Annotated in this window: 1 protein-coding gene; it reads left to right on the forward strand. The window is 69.8% G+C overall.

The window, feature by feature from the left end; all coding sequences use genetic code 11:
- The first annotated feature begins 177 nt into the window (after positions 1–177).
- On the forward strand, positions 178–24,507 hold the full coding sequence (locus tag PHP91_RS03190; RefSeq protein ID WP_300136748.1) for a hypothetical protein: 24,330 nt from the start codon (positions 178–180) through the stop codon (positions 24,505–24,507).
- The last annotated feature ends 82 nt before the right edge of the window (positions 24,508–24,589 follow it).

Raw genomic sequence — 24,589 nt, forward strand, 5'->3', positions numbered from 1 at the left:
ATAAAAATCCTGTTATGTCGGGATGATGTGACCAATGTATACGTTCGTATATCTTGATTCGCGGACCGTTTTCCCGCCTATTGTCGCCTAGTATTCCAAAATAGCGATCGATCACCCGGAACCGCAGCCGCGCGGACCCCCCCGCCGGCGCGTTACCCGACAGAGTTGGAGACCGTCATGTCCGCCATTCGCAAGTTGTTCAGGAAGAGCTCCCAGGTCATCACCGATTCCGGCGTCAGCACCTGTTATTCCGCGCCCCAGGCTCGCCAGAACCGGATTCCTTCCTATTTCGAGCAGTTGGAGCCGCGCCAGCTCCTCTCCGGCACCCAGGTGGACGCCGCCGAGAACCTGGCCGGCGCCCCGGTGGTGGCGGAGTCGTTCTCGTCCGCCGCGTCGAACCCGCTCGGCTCCGTCTCCGACCTCGCCGATCTCCTGAAGCAGGCGGCCCTGCCCGATTTCTCGGACATCACCAGCGCCATCCGGAACGTGCCCGGCCTGGAGAATCTGGACCTGGACAACCTCGATCTCTCGGCCATCGGCCAGGAGATCAGCGACGCCCTGCCCAGGGGCGGGTTCTTCGAGGGTTCGCTGGACGGCGACCACGACCTGGCCAACAGCGCGGGCCTCTGGGTCTCGCTGTGGAGCGAGAACGTCACGGTCTCCGGCTCGTTCCATTCCGACACCGGCTTCGACTACAACGCGGTGGCCATCATGGCCTCGGGCAACGTCACCCTCCAGGACGTGAGCTTCTCGGGCGTCGAGTACATCACCATCCGGGCCGCGTCCGTGACCTTCGACTCCGGCACATCCCTGACCCTGAACGGCGGCGAACTGACCATCTCTGCCATGGACTACGCCAACTTCACCTCGGGCTCCACGGTGACGGGCGACGGCCAGGGCGACCTGACCGTGACCGCCTCCAACTCCATCACGGTCTCGGCCGGGGCGGACCTCGACGGGCTGAACAACCTGACCCTGAGCGCGTCCTCCATCGACATCGGCGAGGCGGGCGCGGGCGCCACCACCATCGACGTGGGCGGCGACTTCAAGGCCGAGGCCACGGTGAACGCGCACCTGAACACGCTCTTCAGTTGCCTGCCCATCAAGATCGCCTCGGGCTCGGCCCATGTCAGCGTGGCCGACGCCGTCATCAACGCGAAAAGCGTGACCATCACGGCCACGGCCACCACCGAGACCACCAAGCAGCTCCCCTCCCTGGGCGAACTGACCGACAACCAGTACCTCTCCCTGGTGGACACCTTCCTGACCACGTCGGCGGCCGACCTGTTCAAGACCTACCTGGGCATCGACATCAAGCAGGTCCAGGACCCGCTGACCTCGGTCTCGTCCCTCAGCTTCCTGCCCGCCGGGCTGGGCACGGCCAACTCGTATCTCGACACCCTCTCCAGCCCGCTCTCCGACACCCTGAACGAGCTGTACCAGAGCCTGGAGATCAGCGCCCCGGTGCTCATCACCTACGGCTCGGCCACGGCCGACGTGGTCATCGAGGGCGACACCTCCATCACCGCCACCGGGGACGTAACCATCACCGCCTCCAGCTCGGTCTCCAACTCCCAGACCAAGGACGCGAAGCTGTTCGGCTTCGTCCTGGCCATCAACAAGGCCAACGCCTCGGTCACGGTGCAGGGGAACACGGCCATCGACGCGGGCGGCGACGCCGTTGTCGGGGCCACCAGCAAGAACACCAACTCGGTCACCCTGACCAGCACCTACGACGCGGCCACGGCCAACCAGGCGTCCAGGATATTCGCCTCCAAGACGAGCCCCGCCACCAAGACCACCACCAAGGCCACGGCCAAGAAGAACACCTACGCCATGGCCATCGCCATCGGCGTCAACGAGGCCCAGGCCTCGGTCCTCATCGGCGAGAACGTGACCATCGACGCGGGGCGCGACATCGTCGTCACCAGCAAGACCACCGAGTCCCTGACCCTCTCCGCCCTGGCCAACGCCACCTCGGCGGGCAACCTGGCCATCGGCCTGGCCCTCAATTTCGGCGGGGCCAAGAGCTACGCCACCATCAACGGCGAGCTCACCGCCCAAGGCTCGATCAAGGGGACCTCGGACGTGGAGTCCAAGGTCAATACGACCAGCACCACCAACATCCCCTCGGCCGTGGGCGCGGCCGCCCCGGTCGCCCCGCCGCAGGAGGAGACCCAGGACATGGTCTCCAAGGTCAAGGGCGTGTCCAGCCAGGTCAGCTCCAAGCTGACGAACTTCATCCTGGCCGCGCTGCCCACCAGCTTCGCCACCGCCAAGCTCCAGGAAGCCAAGATGGGGCTCGGCATCGCCCTCGGGTTCGCCCTGCACGACGCCGAGGCCAAGACCACGGTGGGCGGAACCGCGACCATCACCGCCCTCGGCAAGGTCGAGTCCGGCCCGGTCACGGAAGGGCGCGGCGCGGTCGTCCTCGACTCGGTGTCCAACACCACGCCGGTGCTCAAGGTCAGCGCGTCGTCCATCGCCGACCCGGTCAGCCAGTCCGCCACCCAGTCGCCCACCACCTCGACCACCAACCCCCCGGCCGCCACCACGACCCCGGCCACGACCCCGGCCACGGTGGCGGGGGTCACGGGGGTCGGCGTCGTCACCACCACGGCGGACCACAATTTCCAGACCGGCGACCAGGTCGTCTACCACAGCTCCGACCCGGCCAAGGCCATCGCCGGGCTGGTGGACGGCCAGGCCTACACCGTCACCGTGTACAACGGCGAGACCAAGCAGTTCGTGCTCCGCTCGGCGGACGGGGCGACGGTCCTCCACTTCCGCAACCTCTCGTCCACGGACTGGGCGTCGGCCACCCACACCTTCACCAAGGTGGCCGCGACCCAGGACAACGGCGTGATCTCGGTCACGGCGGACGCCGCCGAGGTCAAGGCCGCCAACCTGGTGAACGGCGGGGTGACCTGCGCCGGGCACAACTTCAAGATCGGCGACGTGGTCACCTACACCTCGGCCGGCGCGGCCGCCGGGCTGGCCAGCGGCACGAAGTACAAGGTCTTCGCGGCGACCGCTGACACCTTCACCCTGGCCGACATGACGGGCAAGAAGATCACCGTCGGCGCGGCCGCGGCGGGCTCGCAGCATACCTTCACCCGCTACGTGGAGCCGGTCGCCGGCGCGGCGTTGACGGTGACCAAGGCCGACATCGGCATGGGCCAGGTCAACGTGGCCAACACCTTCGCCGTGGGCGACATCCTGACCTACACCAGCTCCGACCCGGCGGACGCCGTTTCCGGCCTGACCAGCGGCCAGAAGTACACCGTGGCGGCCCGCGGCGCGTCCTTCTTCACCCTCAAGGGCGCGGACGGCAAGGTCATCACCCTGGCGCAGAACGCCGACGCGGCCACGGTCCACACCTTCACCCGCACGGCTCCGGCCACCACCGGGGCCACGGTGATCGTCAACGGCTCCAAGATCGAGGGCGGCAACAAGTTCACGGCCGCCTCCATCCCGTTCAAGGTCAACGACAAGGTCACCTATTCCGTGGCCGCGGGCGGCACGGCCCTGACCGGCATGACGGTGGGCCAGGCCTACACGGTCAAGGCCGTGGGCCAGGGCTATTTCCAACTGGCCGACAGCAACGGGAACCTGGTCAACGTCTCCACCGCCGGCGCGGCGGCGACCACGGACCACATCTTCACCCGGGCCGCCAGCCCGGCCTCGCGTCTGGAAAAGGGCGTCAGCATCGCGGCGGGCGTCACCGTGTTCACCAACACGGCCTCCACCACCGTGGCCAGCGGCGCGCGCATCGTGCACAACACCCTGGTCGAGATCACCTCGGACGCCAACTACAAGGTCCCCACCAGCTCGCGCACCCTGCTGGCCAACTCCGGGGCCATGACCAAGGTCTCGGGCGCGGTCTCCCAGGTGCCCGTCGACTTTCTCCAGGAGGCCGTCGGCTCCGTGAAGGAGCTGGCCTCGTCCATCGACGACGCCTACCTCGACGCCCAGCAGTCCCTCGGCTCCCTCTTCGGCGTTGACGCCATCAACTTCCAGAACACTGACTCGGCCTTCTTCATGCCCAACTCCTACGTGTATGCGGTGACCCAGGGGGCCAAGACGAGCTCCACGGCCGCGAGCTTCGCGTACATCGGGCAGGACAACACCTCCACGGCCGTGGTGGACGACGGCGTGTCCATCGTCCGCACCGGCGGCGTCACCGACGCGGCGGTGAACACCGCTTCCGGCACGGTGCGCCTTAACGGCGACTATAACGGGTACAGCGGCTACGTGACCTACGAGGCTGGCAACGCCAGCACGGACCTGGCCGGGCTCGACTCCGGCGCGACCTACTGGGGCGTGGTGGACGCGGGCGGCAACCTGAGCCTGTACGCCGACCAGGGCGGCTCGCGGATAACCGTGGGCAAGAGCGGCGACGCGGCCGTGGCGCACTATTTCCTCTTCCAGCAGCAGCCCGCGGGCGGCGGGACGGCGGCGGCCATCGAGGCCGACCTCACCGAGGAGACGTCCACCATCCTGCGGCTCAACGACGCCCACGGCTTCTCCACCGGCGACGTGGTCACCGTGGGCGACGGCCTCGGCCTGGACGCCGACGCCCTGTACATGGTCTTCGTCCAGGGCGACACCGAGCTCGCGTTCAAGAAGATCACGGGCGGCCAGGTGGAGGCCGGTTTCGCCACCCTGGCCCCGACCGCGCGGGACAGCTACGCCATCACCCTGGCCACGGACGGAGAGCGCACCGACGCGGGCCTGTCCGTGACCATGACCACCGCCGACTACCAGGCGGCCAACGCGGAGACGCACAATCCCTTCGCGGGTTTCGCCAGCGGCGACGTCGTCACCTACGAGGCCGCCGACCCGGCGTCCGCCCTGACCGGCCTGACCTCGGGCCGGACCTACACCCTGATCCTGACCTCCCGGTCCACCTTCGCCCTCAAGAGCGGCGACACCCTGGTCTCCTTCGGCATGAACGACCTGGCTGCCGCGACCACCCACAGCTTCGGCAAGGCCGGGGCCACGGCCGTCCTGGACGGCGGCGAACTGACGGTCTCCACCTCCAGCGGCGTTTCCGTGGGCACGGCCGCCACGGGCGGGCGGACCGTCACCCTGGCGGCCGAGGCGGGCTACGCCTTCCGCAGCGGCGACATCCTGACCTACACCTGCTCGGGCGAGGCCATCGACGGCCTGGAGAACGGCAAGGAATACGTGGTGGAGGAGGTCTCCGCCGGGACCCTGGCCCTCTACGCCTACGAGAACGGCGAGGCCACGGGCGACGCCGTCTCCGTGGACTACCGCTGCGCAGGGCTCGACGGATCGGCCACCCACACCTTCACCCTGACCGAGGGCAACGCCAACGCGCCCCTGGCCATCGAAGCCGACTCCCAGGTCTCGGACGGGAACGCGCTCCACATCGGCGCGAACGACTTTCAGACCGGCGACGCCGTGGAGCTGGCGGGCCTGGCCCTGGACGCCGACGGCGGGGCCATGCTCAACGCGGACGGCACGCCCATGTACAACGCGGTGGGCGTCTTCACCCTGGTCCGCCTCTCGGACAGCAGCGTGAAGCTCCTCGACGCCCAGGGCAACGCCTACGCCGTGCCCACGGGCGAGAGCTCGGGCCTGGACGACTACCGGCTGACCCGTGTCTCCTCCGGCTCCCCCATGGCGGCTGACACCGACCATGGCGGGGTCCTGACCGTCCTTTCCGACACCTTCGAGACGGGCGACGCCGTGGTCTACCGGGCCGTGGACGGCCAGGCCGCCATGGGCCTGGTCAGCGGGGCGACCTATTACGTTTCGGGCGTCATGGACAACGGCGACGGCACGTCCGCCATCGCCCTTTCCGCCTCCAGGGGCGGCCCGGCCATTTCCGTGGCCCTGACCGACGCCGCGCACCTGCTGACCCTGGCCTCCGCCCGGACCTACGCGGCCCAGGCCGACGGCAGCGGCGGGGTGGCGGCCGACACGACCACCGGCATTTACGACGGCATGGCCGTGACCGTGGACGCGCCGGTCACCGTGCGCCTTTCCGACGGCTCCGAGGAAGTCCTGGCGCGCGGCTCCGTGCTCTACGCGAGCGTGGACGGCAACGGCTCGGTCCGCCTGGCGGGCAGCGAGGAGGACTACCTGGCCGGAGCCTGCCTCTACGTCACCGGTTTTTCCGGCGCCCTGGCCCAGGTGGGCGCGACCCAGACCTTCAACCAGAATACCGTCACCCTCGGGGCCTACGTCTTCGAGACCGCCGGGGCCCACGACCTGATCGACGGCAGCGTGGTCACCATCGAGCGCGCCGACGGCTCGGTGGAGTGCTACACCGTCACCACCTACGGCGAGAAGGCCTTCACCCTCACGGACCTGGAGACCGGGCTGCGGGCCGACCGCGCCTACGTCTTCGACGGCGAAGCCGCCATCTCCCTGAGCCGGCCGGTGGAGTCCATCACCTTCGCGGCCGACAACATGGTGGACAACCCGGTCTACGTGACCGAGGCGGGCCACGGGTTCGTCACCGGCCAGGCCCTGGAATACAAGGACAAGGACACCGGGGAAACGACCACCTGCTACGTCATCGCGCGCGACGCGGACACCTTCTACCTGGCCGACTCCCTGGAGGACGCCTACGCGGGCGACGCCCGGACCGAAGCCATCTCCGCGTCCGGCGGCACGCTGCAGAAGACGGCGCAGCGGTACGGCATCTTCATCCAGGCCACCAGCTCGGACAAGACCGTGAACCTGACGGGCAAGATGGGCACCGGCAAGGGGGCCATCCGCACCACCACGGCCACGGCGAGCAAGAAGGCCGCCTTCTCCAGCGACAAGATCACCCAGGCCGTGAAGAGCAAAATCTCCCCGCAGCGCAGCCCGGACTCCGGCTCGGGCGCTGGCGGCTCGCTCCAGATCCTCAACCTGGACAGCACCACCACGGCCCGCCTCGGCACCGCGGCCAACACGGCCGATACCCTGGTCATGGGCCACGGCCTGTCCATCACCGCCGACTCGGACAACGGGGTCATCGCCATCGTCCAGGCCGGGTCGAGCGGCCAGCTCGACGCCATCTCCGGCACCGGGAGCGTGCTCCTGCTCGACAACGTCACCACGGCCGCCCTTGGCGTGGGCTCGGGCCGCGTCGCCCTGGGCGACGCCCTGGGCGCGGACGGGGTGAACAGCCTGCTCGTCCGGGCCACGGACAACACCATCTACACCCAGCTCTCCGCCGCCATATCCTCGGGCCAGAGCGCCATCGGCGGCACGGTCTTCGTGGACGTGGTGAACCGCTCCACCACCGCCACCATCGACGGGTCCGCCGACCTCTCGGGCCGCGTCCTGGTCCTGGGCTCGGCCGAGGTCAACGCCCTGAACACCGGGCGCGGCGTGTCCGTGCTCATCGGCGGCAGCCACGCCTCGCCCGCCCAGCAGCAGGCCTCCACCGCCACGACCTCGACCCAGACGTCCGGCACCACCTCCGGCCAGTCCGGCGCGACCTCGCCCCTGGCGGGCCTCCAGACGGTCCAGTCCACGGTCCAGAACGTGCTGCCTCAGGGCACGGACGACGACTCGGCCCTGACCGAGGAGGAAAAGCAGAAGCGCGACGCGCAGAAGCAGGGCGGCAACTACCTGAGCCTGCTCACCGGCAGCGCGGACAAGGCGGCCTCCATCGGCACCGCCCTGGACTCCGGCCTGACCCAGGCCAACACCAACGTCAACGGCCTGACCCAGGGCACCAGCGAGAGCGGCCAGACCCAGCCGGCCCAGCAGAGCGACGCCCCGGCGGTCAGCGAGGCCTACACGGGCGAGATCTTCGTGGGCTATTCCTCCGAGGAGACCAAGGCCATGGTCCGCAACCTCTCCAGCCTGGTGGTGGCGGGGTTTGTGGCCAAGGCCCTGGACGACACCAAGCAGATCACGGTGGCCGGGGCATTCTCGGTGACCACGAAGAGCAAGACCAAGTCCACCGACGCGCGCGGCAAGGCGACCTTCGCCGAGAACGAGAGCTCCAGCTCATCCAAGGCGGGCGCGGGCAGCGTGGTGGTCTCGGTCACCGACCGCGACACCGAGGCGCGCGTGGACCACGTGGCCACCCTGCGGGCCACGGACGGCGACGTGGACGTGAGCGCCACGGACGACGGCTTCGCCCTGGTGGCGGCCGCAGGCCTGGCGGGCAGCACCACGGGCTCGGGCTACGGCGGCACGCTGCTGGTCAACGCCCGCCTCTCGGACGTCACGGCCTGCGTGGCCGACTGCGACCTCACGGTGGAGCAGGGCGCGCTCTCGGTTTCGGCCCTCAAGGACGTGACCATGATAACGGTGGCCGGCGGCGGCGGGTTCGGCGACGCCAAGGGCGTGGGCCTCTCCCTGGGCGTGAACGTCCTCGCCGGCGACGCCACGGCCTACATCAACCACGGCGTCATCTCCGTCTCCGATTCCGTGTCCGTCACCGCCATGAGCGGCGCGGGCACGGACAGAAACGGCATCGACATCGACGACGACAATCCCGAGGCGTCCGTCTCGGGCATCGACTCCATCGACGGCGGGTACAACCTCATCGCCATCGGGGCCAGCGCGGGCATCGGCCTGAGCGGCAGCTCCCTGGCCGGAACCCTGGTGACGAACATCGTCAGCAGCGAGACCTCGGCCTACATCGGCGACGCGGCCAAGCCGACCACGATCCTGGCCGACGGCTCCGTTTCCGTGCTGGCGGCAGACAAGTTCGGCATCCTGTCCATCGGCGGCTCCCTCGGCCTCTCGGGCAAGGCCAAGGCGGACCCGGCCAACAGCGGGAACACCACGGCCCGGAAGTCCACCTCCGTGGGCGCGGTCCTGGCCGTCAACGTCATCCACTCCACCGGCGCGGCCTACGCCCGCAACCTCACCGTGGGCAAGCGGACGGCGGGCCCGGGCCCTGACGTCTCGGTGACCTCGCTCTCCAGCCAGCAGATCCTCGCCATAGCCGGGGCGGCCGCGGCTGCTCAGGGCGACGCCGTGGCCGTGACCCTGGCCGTCAACGTCATTTCGGCGGGCGCGGCCGCGTCCGTGGCCGACGCGGACATCACCGGCCGGACCCTGGCCGTGCGCGCGGGCAACGAGTCCACCATCCTGTCCATCGCGGGCGGGATCGGGCTCTCCACCGGCAACAACAAGGCGGCGGCCATCGCGGCCAACGTCATCGCCGGGGCGGACATCCCGGCCCTGGGCCCGGACTCGGACACGGCGGACATCAAGGCCGCCCGGGGCGCCGGCGCCGGCAACCTGGACGTCACGGCCTCGGTCTCCGGCTCGTCCATCAATCTTTCGGGCGACGTGGACGACTGCATGCGGGTCCTGGCCGAGACCTCCAGCTCCATCCTTTCCATTGCGGCGGGCATCAGCGTCTCCACCGGTTCGGAGACGGACGCGTCCCAGAAGACGAACCTGGCGGGCGCGGCGACCATCAACATCATCGCCCGCAACGTCTCGGCCACGGTGACGGACAGCGACATTCTGGCGGCGGGCAAGGTCAGCATCGTGGCCCGCGACTACATCATGAGCGGCGGTTCGCAGCAGGGCAGCCGCATCCTGTCCATCGCCGGGCAGGTGGGCGTGGGCCTGGGCGGCTCCCAGGCGGGCGCGGCCCTGGCCGTGAACGTCATCGCAAGCGACGTGAAGGCCGGGCTGACCGGCTCCGACCTGACCCAGACCGGCGTCAGCGGCGGGCTGGACGTCATGGCCGACTCCATCGCCCAGATCCTGAGCATCACCGGGTCCGTGGCCGTGTCCCTCAACTCCGGCGGGTCCGCCTCGGCCAAGAGCGTCTCCGTCGCGGTCAACGTCATCGACAAGGACGTGGCCGCCACCATCGGCGGCGGCAAGACCGCCGCGGCCAAGACCGTCACCGGGCCGGTCACGGTCCGGGCCACCGACTCCTCGCAAATCCTCGGGATTTCGGCCACCGTGGCCTTCGCCATCGGTTCGGTGGACGCCTCCACCCTGGGCGGCGCCGTGGCCGTGAACGTGGTGAATTCGGACCAGACCGTCACCATCAGCGACGTCGTCCTGAACGCGGACGGGCTCTTCACCATCAGGGCCGAGGGCAGGAACAGCATCAGCGCCATCAACCTGGGTCTTTCCGGGACGAGCCTGACGGTCAACCCCAACATCATCGTCAACGACACGGCCGTGAACATCGTGCGCAGCAGCCTGAACGCCGGGGGCTTCGCCGTGCTGGCGCAGCAGGCCGCCGCCGGGTCCGCCGTGGCCCAGTCCTGGACCAGGAAGTACACGGACAACGACGCAACCCTGGACCAGTACCTCGACACAACGGACGTCGACTTCAACACCAACATCCTGTCGCTGAACCTGAACGTGGCCGGGACCATGGGCGAGGGAAGCTCCGCCCTGGCCGGCGCCGTGGCCGTCAACGTCGTCACCTCCACGGCCAGGGCGGCCGTGGAGAGCTCCTCCCTGTACGCCTCGGGCGCGGACGGCCTCCACCTCTCGGCCGTGAACAGCGCCGTGATCCGGGCCGTGGCCATCGGCGCGGCCGTCAGCGTGGGGACCGGCTCGGCCATTTCCGGCGGCCTGGCCTCCAACACCATCACCGGCGGGGCCTACGCCACGGTCGCGGCCGGCACCCTCGCGGCCCCGCTGGGCGAGGTCTCCGTCTCCGCCCTGGACAATGCGGACATACTGGCCCTGGCCGTCAATGCGGCGGTCTCCACCGGCGGCAAGGCCGTGGGCCTCTATGCGAGCGTCAACGTCATCGCAGTGGATTCCATCGCCACCGTGTCCGGCAGCTACAACTCGTCCGGGACCTTCGTCTCCGGCGGCAACTTCAGCGTCACCGCGCGCGACACCTCCTCCATCTGGGCCTTCACCGTGGCCGCGTCCGTGGGCACCGGCACGGCGGCCAGCCTGGCCAACAACACCAACGTCATCGTCGGCACGGTGGAGGCGAGCATCACCTCGCTCCTGGACGGCGACGGCAACCTGGTCAGCGCGCTTCCCGCCATGCAGGTGGGCGGCGGCCTGACCGTGGAGGCCTCCTCCTCCACCCAGATCGTCAACGTGGCCATCGGCGCGGCCGTGGGTATGGGCAGCGGCGCGGCCATCCAGGCCACGGCCAGCGAGAACGTCATCACCCGCTCGGTCAACGCGGGCATCTCCGGGGTGGGCGACATCCTGGTGGGCGGCGACCTGGTGGTGCGCGGATTCGAGGCCCAGCCCGCCGCCATCGGCGATTGGCGGCTCAAGAGCTACGCGGCGAACACGGGCGTCGGCGACGTGAACACGTCCGTGTTCCAGGGCGCCAGCGACAACGACACCGGCGTGGGCGTGGCCGACGGCGGGCAGCACAGCGTTGACCCCAACGCCGCGCTCTTCAATCCCCAGAGCGGCATCTTCTCCCTGGTGGTCTCGGTGGCGGCCGCTGCCGGCGGCGGGGCCTCCGTTTCCGGCGCGCTGAACTTCAACTGGCTGGAGCGCGAGGTCAACGCCACGGTGCGCAACGTGGGGGCCATCAAGTTCACGGGCGGCGGGTCCATGACCGTGTCGGCCCAGTCCTCGGCCTCGGCCTTCGGCGGCGTGCTCTCCGTGGGCGCGGGCACCGGCTCGGCGGCAGTGGGCGCGGCGGCGGCCATCAACGTCCTGAACAACAAGACCCAGGCCATCCTGGCAGACTGCACCGTGGGCGGCTGGTCCGGCGGGGCGTGGAACGACGCCCGGCTGCGCAACGTCACCGTGAAGGCCGACAACACCTCCGGGGCCATCGCCCTGGCCGTGGGCGTGGGCGCGACCGCGGGCTCGGCGGGCGTGGGCGCGTCCATGACGCTGAACCTGGGCCTGAGCGCGGGCAAGCCGGGCTTCACCTCCACCAGCGCGTCCGATCGCAACAGCCAGCTCTCCGGCGTCGCCGACCAGTACTATTCAGACCTGCTGACCAACGGCTCCGGCTCCTACACCTCGGATTCCTCGGCCCTGGGCGGCGAATCGGCCGAGGCCGGGGTCCGGAACACCGACATCCACTCCAGCGGAGCGCTGGTGGTGGAGGCGCTCCAGAACAGCGCGTTCCTTTCCGTCGACCTGGCCGTGGGCGCGGGCTCCACGGCGGGCGTGGCCGGGGCCGTGGCCCTGAACCTGCTTTCCATCAACTCCGCCGCCTACATCGTCAACACGGCAGGGACCGGCGTCACCGCCGGATCGGCCAGGGTCAACGCCGAGAGCGGCGGCAAGGCGTGGGCCTTCCTCATCGGCGTGGGCGCGGGCGGCACCGTGGGCGTCACGGGCCTGCTCTCCGTGTCCCGCGTGGGCGGCACGGCCCAGGCCTACACCGACGGCGGTTCCATAACGACCCTCTCGGGCGGGCTGACCGTCTCGGCCTACGGCGGCACGGACATGCTGACCGTGGGCGTGGGCGTGGGCGCGGGCGGCACGGTCGCGGCCAGCGGCTCGGTGGTCCTGGCCCTGGGCGGCAACACTGTCACGGCCGACGTGACCGGCGCCACCCTCGACCTGGCGGGCGACCTGGCCGTGACGGCCGAGAACACCACCTCGGTCATCACCACCTCGCTCGGCGTGTCCGGCTCGGGCTCGGCCGCCGGGGCGGGCGGGCTGGCCATCAACCTGGCCACCTGGGGCGAGGCGGCCGCCTACGACCCGGCCAACTCCGGCTCCACGGCCAAGTCCAGCTCCTACGACGCGCTGGAGTTCGCCGGAACCAACGCGGCCGACGCCGGGTTCGTCACCCGCGCGCGGGTCGAGAGCCCGGGCATCGACGCCGGGAACATCACGGTCCGCGCACTGAACAAGTCTTCCTACGTGGCCGCCCTTATCATGGTGGCCGGTTCGGGCGCGGCCGCCGGAGCGGGCGGGCTGGTCCTCAACATGATGGATTCCGCCGCCTCGGCGACCCTGGCCGTGGAGGGCAACGCCACGGCTTCCGGCGCGGTCTCGGTCACGTCCGAGAACACCACAAGGCTGTGGGCCACCATGGCCTCGGTGGCCGGTTCGGGCGCGGCGGCGGGCGCTGGCTCCCTGGCCCTCAACCTTTCGGACGTCAGCAGCACCGCGGAGATCGCGGGCATCGCGGGCGCGGCCCTGCGCGCGGGCGGCGTGACGGTTTCGGCCTCGTCCGACGCGGACCTGTACGCCCTGGCCCTGGCCGTGGCGGCCTCGGGCGCGGCGGCGGGCGCTGGCTCCCTGGCCATCAACGCCTCCACCAACCCGACCAAGGCCTCCATCGCCGGTCCCGGTCCGAGCTTCGTGCTCACCGTGGACGGCGGCGGCTCGGTCAAGGTGCTGAGCCGGAACAACTCCACCCTGGTGGCGGGCTCCGTGGGCGTGGCCGCTTCCGGCACGGCGGCGGGCGGCGGCTCCATCTCCATCAACATCTCCTCCAAGGAGGGCCTGGCCGACACGGCCCGGCAGATCCGCCTGACCGACGCGGGCGCGACCCGGCTGCGCACCGGCGGCAGGCAGGTGGATGAGAACGCCAGCTTCTCCGGCCGCGTCGTTAACGGGGTCCTGTACCTCTTCGACAACTTCAACTCGGTGGTTCCCCTGTCCGGCAACGGCGTGACCAACGGCACGCACTATCTGTCCCTGACCGACGAGGACGGCGGCGAGACCCTCTACTCCTTCACCCTGGCGGACCTCCTCCCGGACGGCGGCATCAACGCGGCCGCCCTGGTCGACACGGAGACCGGCGCGCGAGGCCTGGCCTCCGTGCCCGAGGACGCGACCTTCCTCTATCGCAGCAATCCCTACGGCGCGCCGATCTATACCTCCGACGCGGTGGCCGAAGTGGCCTCCTCCACGGCCGTGGTTGACGGCGCGACCATCACCGGCGAGAACATCGGCGGCGTAGTGGGCGACGTGGACCTTGATGTGGCGGCGAGCTCCGGCCGGACCACGGTCTCGGTGGCGGCTGGCGTGGCGGCCTCCGGCGGCGCGTCGGGCTACGGCTCGGTCAACGTGGCGGTGAGCAACAACCTCACCCAGGCCGTGGTGCAGAATTCCGTTCTCGCCCTGGGCGGGGGCGACCTATCGGTGACCGCCGACAACGTGGGCGGCTCCTACGGCGTGGGCGTGGCCGTGGCGGCCGGGGCCTTCGGCGCGGGCGGGGCCGTTGTATCGGTCGGCGTGGACTCCGGCGACACCAACGCGGAACTGCTGGACACCCGCGTGACCAGCGTGCGCAACGTGACCGTCGCGGCCGACACGACCCTCACGGCCTTCAACCTCAACCTGGCGGCCGCTGGAGCCATCGGGGCGGGCGCGGCCACCGTGGCCGTCACCTCGATCAAGGGCGGCACCCTGGCCCGGATCTCCGGCGAGAGCATCACCGCCACCGGCGACGTGGCGGTCCACGCCGTCATGGGCAAGTCCTCCGCCACCACGAACATCGCCACCCTGGCGAGCGGCAAGAGCGGTCTTTCCGGCACCCTCGGCACGGCCAGCGAGCGCTACCAGGCGGCCGAGCTGGAGGCCAACTCCACCCACGCGGACACCCCGGACGAGGACACCCAGGCCACCAGTTTCGCGGGCAGCCTTTCGGCCACGGGCATCCTCTCGGTGTCCATCGCCGCCTCGGGCGGCCTCGTGGCCGCCTCCGGCGCGCTGGCCATCAACAACATCTCCGGCAGCGTCCGGGCCGTGGTCAAGGACGCCAGCATCCGGTCCAACGGCTTCACCGTGGAATCGGGCATGGCCTCCTCGGTCCAGTCCTACGTGGTCTCGGCCGCCGTGGGCGGAATCGGCCTGGCCGGCTCCCTGGGCATCAACGCCATCACCGGCAAGACCACCGCCGAGGTGAGCAACGTCTCCCAGGTGGTGACCACCTCCTCGGTGGCGGCCATCCAGAACCTGACCATCACCGGCCTGGCCGTGGTAGTGGCGGCGGGCGCGGGCGCGGGCGGGTTCGGCCTGGTCGTCAACTCCCTCTCCGGCGACGTCAGCGCCCTGATCCGGGGCGGCAGCGTGCAGGCGGCGGGCGGCCTGGCTGTCACGGCCGACCGCGCCAGCAAGATCAACGCCTACGCCATCGGCGTCTCCCTGGGCCTGGCCGGGGCGGTCTCCGGCGGCGTGGCCGTCAACAGGCTGACCGGCAGCACCACGGCGGGCCTCTCCGGCGGCGCCGGACGCCTCTCGGTGTCCAACACCGGCGCGGTCCTGGTGCGCGCGCACGAAACCACCATCGCCACCACCCTGGGCGTGCAGGCGGCGGGCGGCGTCGGCATTTCCCTGGCCGCGGGCGTGGCCGTGACCACGGCCACCGGCACCGTGAAGGCGTACGCGGAAAAGGCGGACTTCACCACGGTGGCCAGCCTGACCGTGGACGCCCAGTCCACGGCGGACCTGACCATCAAGGGCATCGGCGCGGCCGTGGGCGCGATCGCGGGCGGCGTCGTGGTCTCGACCATCTCCCTGACCAACCCCATCGCCGCCTACGTCAAGGACTCCACCCTGAGCAGGGTCGGGTCCGTGGACATCCTGGGCAACGGCGACTGGCACCTCTACGGCCTGAGCGTGGCGGGCGCGGCGGGCATCGTCTCCGGCAGCGCGTCCGTGACCACGGTCTCGGTGAAGGGCTCCGTGGACGCCTACCTCTCCGGCGTCACCCTGGCCAACGTGGGCCGCGTGGACGTCAAGGCCACGGGCACGCCCCGCAACGTCCGGGCCCTCTCCATCTCCCCCGCCATCTCCATTCTCGGCTCGGTGGGCGCGGCGGATGCGGAAGTGAACATCTCCCCGACCATCCGGGCCTACGCCGACAACATCTCGGTCAAGACCTTCGATCCCTCCCTGTCGCCCACCGACGTCGCAATCTCGGCCGAGCTGAAGCGTCCCCCCCTCGGGTACAGCGCCGAGGCCATCGGCTATGCCCTGTCCGCCGGGCTCCTCCTGGGCGTGAGCGGCACCAGCGCCGTGGCCAACAACGCCTCGGTGGTCGAGGCTTACGTGCGCAACCTGGCGGTGGAGAGCCGCATGGGCTCGCTCGAAGTGCGCGCCAGGAACGAGGTCTCGCTGAACGCCGAGGGCCTCGGCGTCGGCGTCAGCCTCCTGGCGGGCGTGGGCGTGGCGGCCAGCTCCGTCAAGTCGCAGGGGATCACCCTGGCCTTCGTCACCGGCGCGGACAACCCCGCGGGCAAGCAGACCGCGTCCATCGCCGGGGACATGAGCGTGGTGGCCGAATCCGCCGTATACACCGACCAGAACACCACGGCGGGCGCGGGCGCGGTCGGCCTGGCCATCGCTGCGGGCACGGCCCGGCAGAACCTGTCCGGCATCACCGCCAGCGCCATCGGCGCGGACCTGGAAAACGAGGCCGCCGCCTCGCACAAGGCGATCTTCGACGCCAAGACCTTGAACCTGCGGGCGCAAAACGCCTTCTACACCAACATGTACTTCACGGCCGACGCGGTCGCCCTCCTGGGCGGCGCGGGCGGCACCGGCGTCCTGAACATCGGGGCCGACACCCGGGCCGTGGTCGGGAACGGCACGGAGCTGACGGCCGAGGACCTCTCCATCCTGAGCGAGAACGTCATCGTGCGCGGCCAGGGCGGCCACGACAACGGCGCGGACAGCACGGCCGTGGGCATCATCACGGTCAACGCGGGCGGCTCCGCCACCAATATCGTCGCCAACAGCTCCGTGCTCATCGGCAGCGACGCGAAGCTGACGCACACCGGCGCCTCCACCAAGGACACCACCGGCATCCCCTCGGGCGAGCGGATGGCCATCCAGGCCTTCAACGTCCTCGACGTGAGCGATTCCCTCGCCTTCACGGCGGGCGGGGCGCTCAACCTGGCCGTGGTGGCGGGCTCGGTCAAGACCAAGCTGAACGCCACCGTGGACATCGGCGAGCGCGCCGTGGTGCGCACCTCCAACCCGCTGGGCGCGGATCTCGTCATCCACGCGGGCAGCTACGAGGCCGTGAACCTGGACGTCGGGTCCAGCCTCTGGGGCCTGGCCAGCGCCGGAGAGCTCAAGGCCAGGGCCGAGGTCACCTCCGCCAACAAGGTCAACGTCCACGCGGACGCGCTGCTCTACAGCACCCTGGACCTGGCCGTCGGCACCGGCCGCATGGGCTACAAGTACGCCACGGACGAGAACGCCAACGCGGCCGGGACCGGCCACGAGATCGGCGACGCCGCGCTCTACATGTCCGGCGACATCTACGACCGGACGGTCCTGCCCATGTCCACGGGCGCGGGCAGCGCCCTGGTCTGGACCCAGTCCAACATCATCACCGTGGACCAGGGCGCGGAGCTGATGTCGCGCGGGAACGCGGAGCTTTACGCCCAGCAGGGCTCCTTCACCGTCAAGAGCCACACCATGGCCCACAACTGGACCACGGCGATCTTCGGCAAGACCGACTATACGAAGAAGGACTCCATCTTCACCAACCAGGTGGTCATGAACGGCGTCGTGACCGCCGGAGTGGACAACATCGTCGCGGCAGCCATCAAGAAGCTGACCTCCGAGCAGGACTGGAACGACGCCGTGGCCTCCGGGATAGTGCCCGAGGCCGAGGTGGCGCGGGTCAAGGCGGCCCTGGCCACCTTCGAGAGCGCCTTCGGCTACAGCTACTTCGACTACCTGGCCGACCCGGACGGCAAGCTGTCCGAGCTCATGCAGTCGGGCCTGAACCAGGCCCAGGGCTTCGACGACGCCAAGTGGACCGAGATCATCGGCTCCATGTCGGACAGCCTCGAATTCTTCGGCGTCACCTCCCTCATCTCCGACGTGTTCACCACCCTCTGCAACTCCTCCATGGAGGAGCTCAGGAACCTCCAGGCGAGCGCGGCCAGCTTCTCCGGCCTGTTTGACGGGCTGGACCTGACGGTGGCGGAGGCGCTGTACAAGGACGATGGCGGCAACGCGGCCCCGGCCCTCTTCTGGCAATCCATCCTGCATGGCGACGCCGACCTTCGGACCAAGATGAACTACTTTGACGCCCTGGAGGCCGACGGCTACAACTTCGCGACCCTTCAGGCCGACGACCTGGCCGCGGCCAACGCCCTGGGCGCCATCGCGGCGAGCTTCGGCTACGACGCCACGGCCGTGAGCGGCATGAGCGCGGCCGACTGGTCCACGCTGGCCACGGCCTACCGGAACGTCGCCGCGCTGAGCGCCGCGCAGGCGGACGCCATCAACATCCTGGTGGACGCCCTGGGCGGCAGCTACGCCCGGGCCAAGACCCTCTGGGCCGCCTACGGCCAACTCACCTCGGCCAACACCCTCAAGACGGGCTCGAACCTGACCGCCGCCGGCTGGCGGTGGATGCTGGACGCGGTCCGCGATTCGCACGTCACCACCGGGGCGGGGGGAATAGAGACCGTCTCCTACGACGCGGACTGGACCGTCGACCTGGAGGACGCCTACCAGGCCATGGACGGCGAGAACTTCGACTACGGCCAGGCCTCGACGGCGGACAAGGCCGTGCTCGACGCCTTCCTGTCCGGGCGCATCGACGACGGCGTCCGTCCGGCGGGCGGCGACTGGACCACGTACTACAAGGTCGCCGACATGACCTGGACCTCGGGCTCGGGCGAGGCCATCTCCCTGGCCACCGCGCTTCAGGCGGTTTCGGACGGGCTGTCCCAGTCCATGCTCGACGGGCTGGAGGCCGTGAAGGATCACCCGATGCTCTTTGACGACGGGTTCGTGGCCACGGTGCGCGAAGTCGGCGGACAGGCGGGCAACACCCTGCTGGGCGGGACGACGCTGACCCGGGAGCAACTGGTGCTGGTCGGCCTGATGCAGGTCACCATGGGCGACCCGGACCTGACGGCCCTGTATGGCGCGCACGCCTACGCCACCTACTGCAACGCCTACTCGCTGAACAGCCAGGTGAACGTGGTCGACGACAGCGTCAAGGCCTACCTGGAGACCGAGCTCGGCTACTACGTCACCGGACAGAACGCGGACCAACTGACCTACGAGGTCAGCAGGAACACCGAGGGGAACGCCCTTTACAACGAATACCGCCGCCTGCAGCGGATGGTGGAGATCTACGGCAAGTCCGACGCCTCCTCCCGGGTCATCCTGGCGCAGATGAAGTCCATGCAGGCCGATCTCGCGGCCTACGGCTTCGGAACCATCAGCGCCTCCGGGGCCTTTGTCCTGGGCGACGGCAGCTCCGTCAGCATGGTCACGGTCAAGGACATGCTGGTCAGCAAGGGCAACGTGAACGTCTATGCCGACGTCGTGTCGGGCGGCGGCGTGCTGGAGGCCCTGGACGATGCCTCGCTGACCGTGAGCACCTCCATCTCCACCCTTTACGTGGACAACCTGACGATCAGCTCCAAGGAGGGCGGCAAGGTCAACATCTTCAATGGCGCGGCCGCCGGAACGGTGACGCTCCGGTCGCACTCCGGCTCCGCGGCGACCATGACGGTGCGGCAGGAGAACCAGCGCGGCACCTTGCTGGCCGGGAACCTGTACAACCTCTCCGGGACCACGATCCTGACCAGCGAAGGCGACATGTCCATCGTCGGCGACGTCTTCGCCCGGACCATGTCGGTCACCGCCAAGGGCAACCTGACCATCAATCTCTCCAAGGACGGCTCCCTGTACAACGCGGGCGGCCTGCCGATATCCATCGGCGGCGACATGAACAGGTACAACATCAATGGGCTGACCCTCAGCAGCCGGGGCAGCCTGCGCTCCCTGGGCGACATCAACATCAGCGCGACCTACATCAACGTCAACGGGCTGATCCAGTCCGGTCTCAAGTCCTACGACATCGACATCACGGGCTCCAAGACCACCGGGTACCTGGCCATCCGCGACGACGGCACCGCCTATTCCAACTCCTCGGTCACGGCGTCCACCAAGTACAGCGTCAAGCTCTACACCTACGACGGCACAACCGACACCTACACCCTCGACCCCATCTACGCGGGCGGCGGCCACGTCTACATCACCGGCGCCATGTTCAACACCAACGCGGGCATGGGCGAGATCGCGGTCTACAACAACCCGGACGTCGACATCCGCAACACGACGCAGTCCACCCTGGTCGTCCAGGGCGTGGACACCGGCTCCACCGAGGCCGGAGGGGTCTTCCGGCGCTCCACGTCCAGCCAGTCCTGGACCCGTCTGTCCGGCTCCTACAGGCAAACCAACGGGAATCTCAAGTACAACTTCCTGGTGGGCAGCTCCTCGGGCCTGATCAGCACCTACGAACTGACCGTCAAGAAGTGGCAGGGCTGGGACGCCTTCGACTGGCTCATCCCCGACTCGTCGGACATGAGCCTCACCCAGGAGAAGCGGACCAACAACACGCCTTTGGACGACACCGGCGGCTACATCACCGACGGCGTCAGCGCCCATAATCAGGTGGTCGCGGTGGGCGGCTACACGAGGCTAGACATCGGCGCCCTCACGAACAGGCTCATCGGCTTCAACATCACCATGGAGACCAACCAGGTCTCCGGCACCTATGCGCGCTACGTCGTCAACACGGGCGAAGCCGTGGTGCAGAACTACGATCCCCAGGTGTCCTGGCACGGCGCGTTCCTGTGGCGGTACCAGTCCGTCTACTACAAGACCGTGATAACCCAGGCCCAGCAGACCGTGTTCTGGGTGCAACTGGATACCGACAAGGCCATCAACGTCTCCGCACCCGGACAGGGGACCGGCTCCATCTCGATCAACAGCGTCGGAAGCGTGGTCCTCGACGGAGCGGTGAACGGCTCCGGCGACATCTCCATCACCAGCAGCCAGGGCGACGTCACCGACGCGGCGGAGAGCTGGATCAACAGCTCCTCGGGCTCCGTGTCCGTCACGGCGACCGTCGGCTCCGTGGGCCGGGAGTCGGGCCGCGCCGCGTCCGATTCCTCGACGCTCAAGATTGTGGCGGGCGGCTCCGCCATCACCCTGAACGCGGGCGGCGACGTCCACGCCAGGTTCGCCGGCGGCGACGCCACAGTGGCGGTTCAGGCGGCCGGGACGGCCTCGCTGTCGTCCGACCGCGTGCTCTACGGCGAGATCGGCGCGGCCGAGATCACCCTCTCCGCCTTCGGCGGCATGGGCAGCGCGGCCAGCGCCCTCAAGCTCGGCAACCGAACCGATCCTTCGGCCGGCGCCCTGGTCACGGCGGCCGTGACCGGCCCCACGGGCGACATCTACCTCTCCGCCCCGTGGTCGGACCTGGGCATGGTCCAGGTCTCGGCCCCCGGCACGGTGGACATCCTCGCCACCGGCGCGCTGACCGACGCCAACACCCGGCAGACCGTGGACCAGCAGGACCTGGAGCGGCTCAAGGGCATGTGGGCCCGCCTGGGCATCCTGGCCTCGGACGACCCGGCGGTCTACGAGCAGCAGGTGCAGGACAGGATCGACGCGGAGTGCGCGCAGCTCACCAACGCCTATCACAGCCACCACGACTTCATGGAGACCATGGAGCAGGCGGGCGGGCGTGACGCCTACGCCGCGCGGCTCGCTGCCGATTCGTCCCGCGGATTCGCGGACGAGGCGGCGGCCGTCGCCTGGATCGACGAGTACCGGGCGAACCTGGAAGGCCAGCTCAACGACTTCGATTCCTCGCTCCTGGCCTCCCCCTACGACGCCGATCTGTCCGTGAACTGGGCGAACCTGACCGACGCGGGGCGGAAGGACGCCCTGCGGGCGCAGGCCGAGTCCTCCCTGTGGGACAAGGCGACCCTGACCTCCAAGATGACGGACGCCCTCTACGGCGGCACCACCACGACCCTGTACACGGAAGTGGCGAACATCCTGGCCCGCGACATCAACCTTCATGCCGGGTCCATCGGGCAGTGCGGAGTCGACCGGCAGTACGTCATCAGCGGCTACGCGGCCAAGCTGGCGGCGGACAGCTTCTCGGACGACGAGCGGTTCTACCTGGCTTACGCCACGGCCGGGGAGAAGCTCCTCGACACCGGCGCGGACACCATGACCATCCGGCTGCAACACTACGTGGTGGAGGATTACCAGGCCAAGCTGGGCGGGACCATGGACTTCACCGAGCGCGACCGCTTCTACATCTGGACCTCGGAATCCTCGGACCGCGGCTATGACGCGGCGACCGACGCCCTGACCATCCGGCTGAACGACGACCTGAACGTCCTGCTCGCGGGCGGCAAGCTCGACCTCTTCGCCCAGGCGGACGCCCTGATCGGCACCGGCGTGAAGAGCCTGAGCCTCAGCGGCGGGCAGGACCTGACCGTGGGAGCCGCCACGGCCCAGGCGGGCGAGCTGCGCATCAAGGCGGACGGCAACCTCTACGCCACGGCCGACGGGGCCGGGCTCTCGGCGGGCACACTCCTGGTGGCCGAGGCCAGCAACGGCGTCCTGGGCGCGGCCGACGCCGCGTTCACCATCGGGTCCCACGCCCTGGCGGCCTTCCGCGCCTCGGGCGAGATCAATCTGAAGAACCGGGCCGGAACCGCGCTGAACCTGGAGTTGCTGAACACGGACACCGGCGGCGCGGTCCACTCCACCGAGAACGTTACCTTCATCAACGGAAATCTGACCCTGGACTCCAACCTCGCCATCACGAGCGACAAGGACGTGCTCCTCCAAGGCGGGACCATCGCGGTGAGCGACGGCGTCTCGCTGCAGGGCCGGACGGTGGCCTTCGACGGCGCCTCGCTGACCCTGGCCAACGGCGTGACCGTGCGGGGCGATACCGTGTCCCTGACGGGCTCCGGCCCGATCTCGGCCACGGACTCGACCCTGACCGCGACCACCACGCTGACCCTGGCCGGGGCGGACATCGCGCTGAACAACACGGCCCTGCACGGTGGCGCGGTGTCTTTGGGCGGCGCGGCCCTGACCCTGGTCAACGGCGCGACCGCGCAGGGCGACGCCGTGACCCTGACCGGGACCGGCCCGATTTCGGCCACGGGCTCGACCCTGACCGCGACCGACACGCTGGCCCTGACCGGAGGGAACATCGTCCTGGACGGCGCGACCCTGCACGGCGGCATCGTAAACCTGGACGGCGCGGCCCTGACCCTGACCAACGGCGCGACCGCGCAGGGCGACGCCGTGACCCTGACCGGGACCGGCCCGATCTCGGCCACGGGCTCGACCCTGACCGCGACCACCGCGCTGACCCTGGCCGGGGCGGACATCATTCTGGACAACGCCAGCCTGCGGGGCGTCACGGTGTCCGTGGACGGCGCGGCCCTGACCCTGACCAACGGCGCTACCGTGCGGGGCGACACCGTGTCCCTGACCGGGACCGGGGCCGTGTCGACGAGCGGCGTCGTAAACCTGGATGGCGACAACGGGCTGGCGCTGGAGGGCTCCACCATCGACCTGGCCGAGGGCGCGAGCCTGACGGGCTCGGACGTGCTCCTGCGGCTGAACGGCCTTGACGCCGTCGGCGAGTCCTGGGTCAGGATCGCCGACGGGGCGTCCCTGCACACCTCGGACGGCCGTCCGGTGGTTCTGGTCGGCAGCGGCCTGGACAGCGACGTCCTCGACTTCGCGGACAGCGGACTGGCCGGGAACTGGACCCTGGACGGGCCCGGAAGCGGCCTGATGGGCAACGGCAACCTCGACCTCGCCTTTTCCGCCATCGAGAAGATCGCGGCGGGGAGCGGTGACGACGTGGTGGTCCTGACCGGGACCGGCGGCGTGAACACCCTGGCCCTGGGCGAAGGATACGGCGCAGTGGACGGCAGCGGCCTCGCCACGCGCTCCACCTGGAGCTTCGGCGGCGGGACCGGCAGCCTCACGGCCGAGGGCGGCGCAACGCGCATCGGCTCGATGACCGGCGTCAGCGAGATCTTCGGCTCCGAGGCGGGCGACGCGCTCTCCTACGACGACCCCCTGGTTCCGGCCGATTGGCTCGTGGAGCTGGACAACGACAACGGCGGCACCCTGAACGGCATCCGTTTCAGCAACATCTCCGCCACCACCCAGGTCTCGGCCAACAGCACCTTCGAACTGAAGTCCCACATGAACGTCATCGACCTCCAGTCCGGCCCGGCCACGATCTTCATCTACTCCGGCGGTTACTTCGACAGTCTCACGGTGGGCGCTGGCGTGATCGTCGTGGACATGCGGCCTTCGCCGCGACCGGTGAACGTGATGACGCCCGTGGGCCCCGGCGGCGAGACCCCGGCTTCGGGCGGCGGGTCCCAGCCGGTCCTGCTGCCCCTTCCGGGCACGCGCGGGTCCCTGGCGGCCCAGTACAACGGCCATGAGCTTCCGCTCCTTCGCCCGATCGAGTTCCCGCCCATGTCGCTGACCGGTTTCGGCGGATCGTCGTCGGGCGAGGGGCCCGCGCCCAGCGACTCGGGGCGGCCCGCCGCGCCCGGCAATGAGGACCGGCCCGAGGACCAGCAGGGCCAGGCGGCGGACGGCGGCCAGAGTCAGGGCCAGAGTCAGGGCCAGGGCCAGAGCCAGGGCCAGGGCCAGGGCCAGCCCGGCGGCCAGGAACAGCCTCGGGAAAAGGGCGAGGCCGAGGGAGAGGACAATCCCGACGGCCAGGGCCAGCCCGGGGAAAAGGGCGACGGCGAGGCCCCGGATGCGCAGCCCCGGGCAGGGGAGCACGAACCCCCGGCCCAGGGATAAACGACAGGCTATGCGGGCGGACCGAACGGTCCGCCCGCTTTTTTTTGGGGGAGGAGCGTCCGGGAAGGGGATGCGCCGTGCG

Source organism: Pseudodesulfovibrio sp., from assembly GCF_028692895.1.
Classification (GTDB): Bacteria; Desulfobacterota; Desulfovibrionia; order Desulfovibrionales; family Desulfovibrionaceae; genus Pseudodesulfovibrio.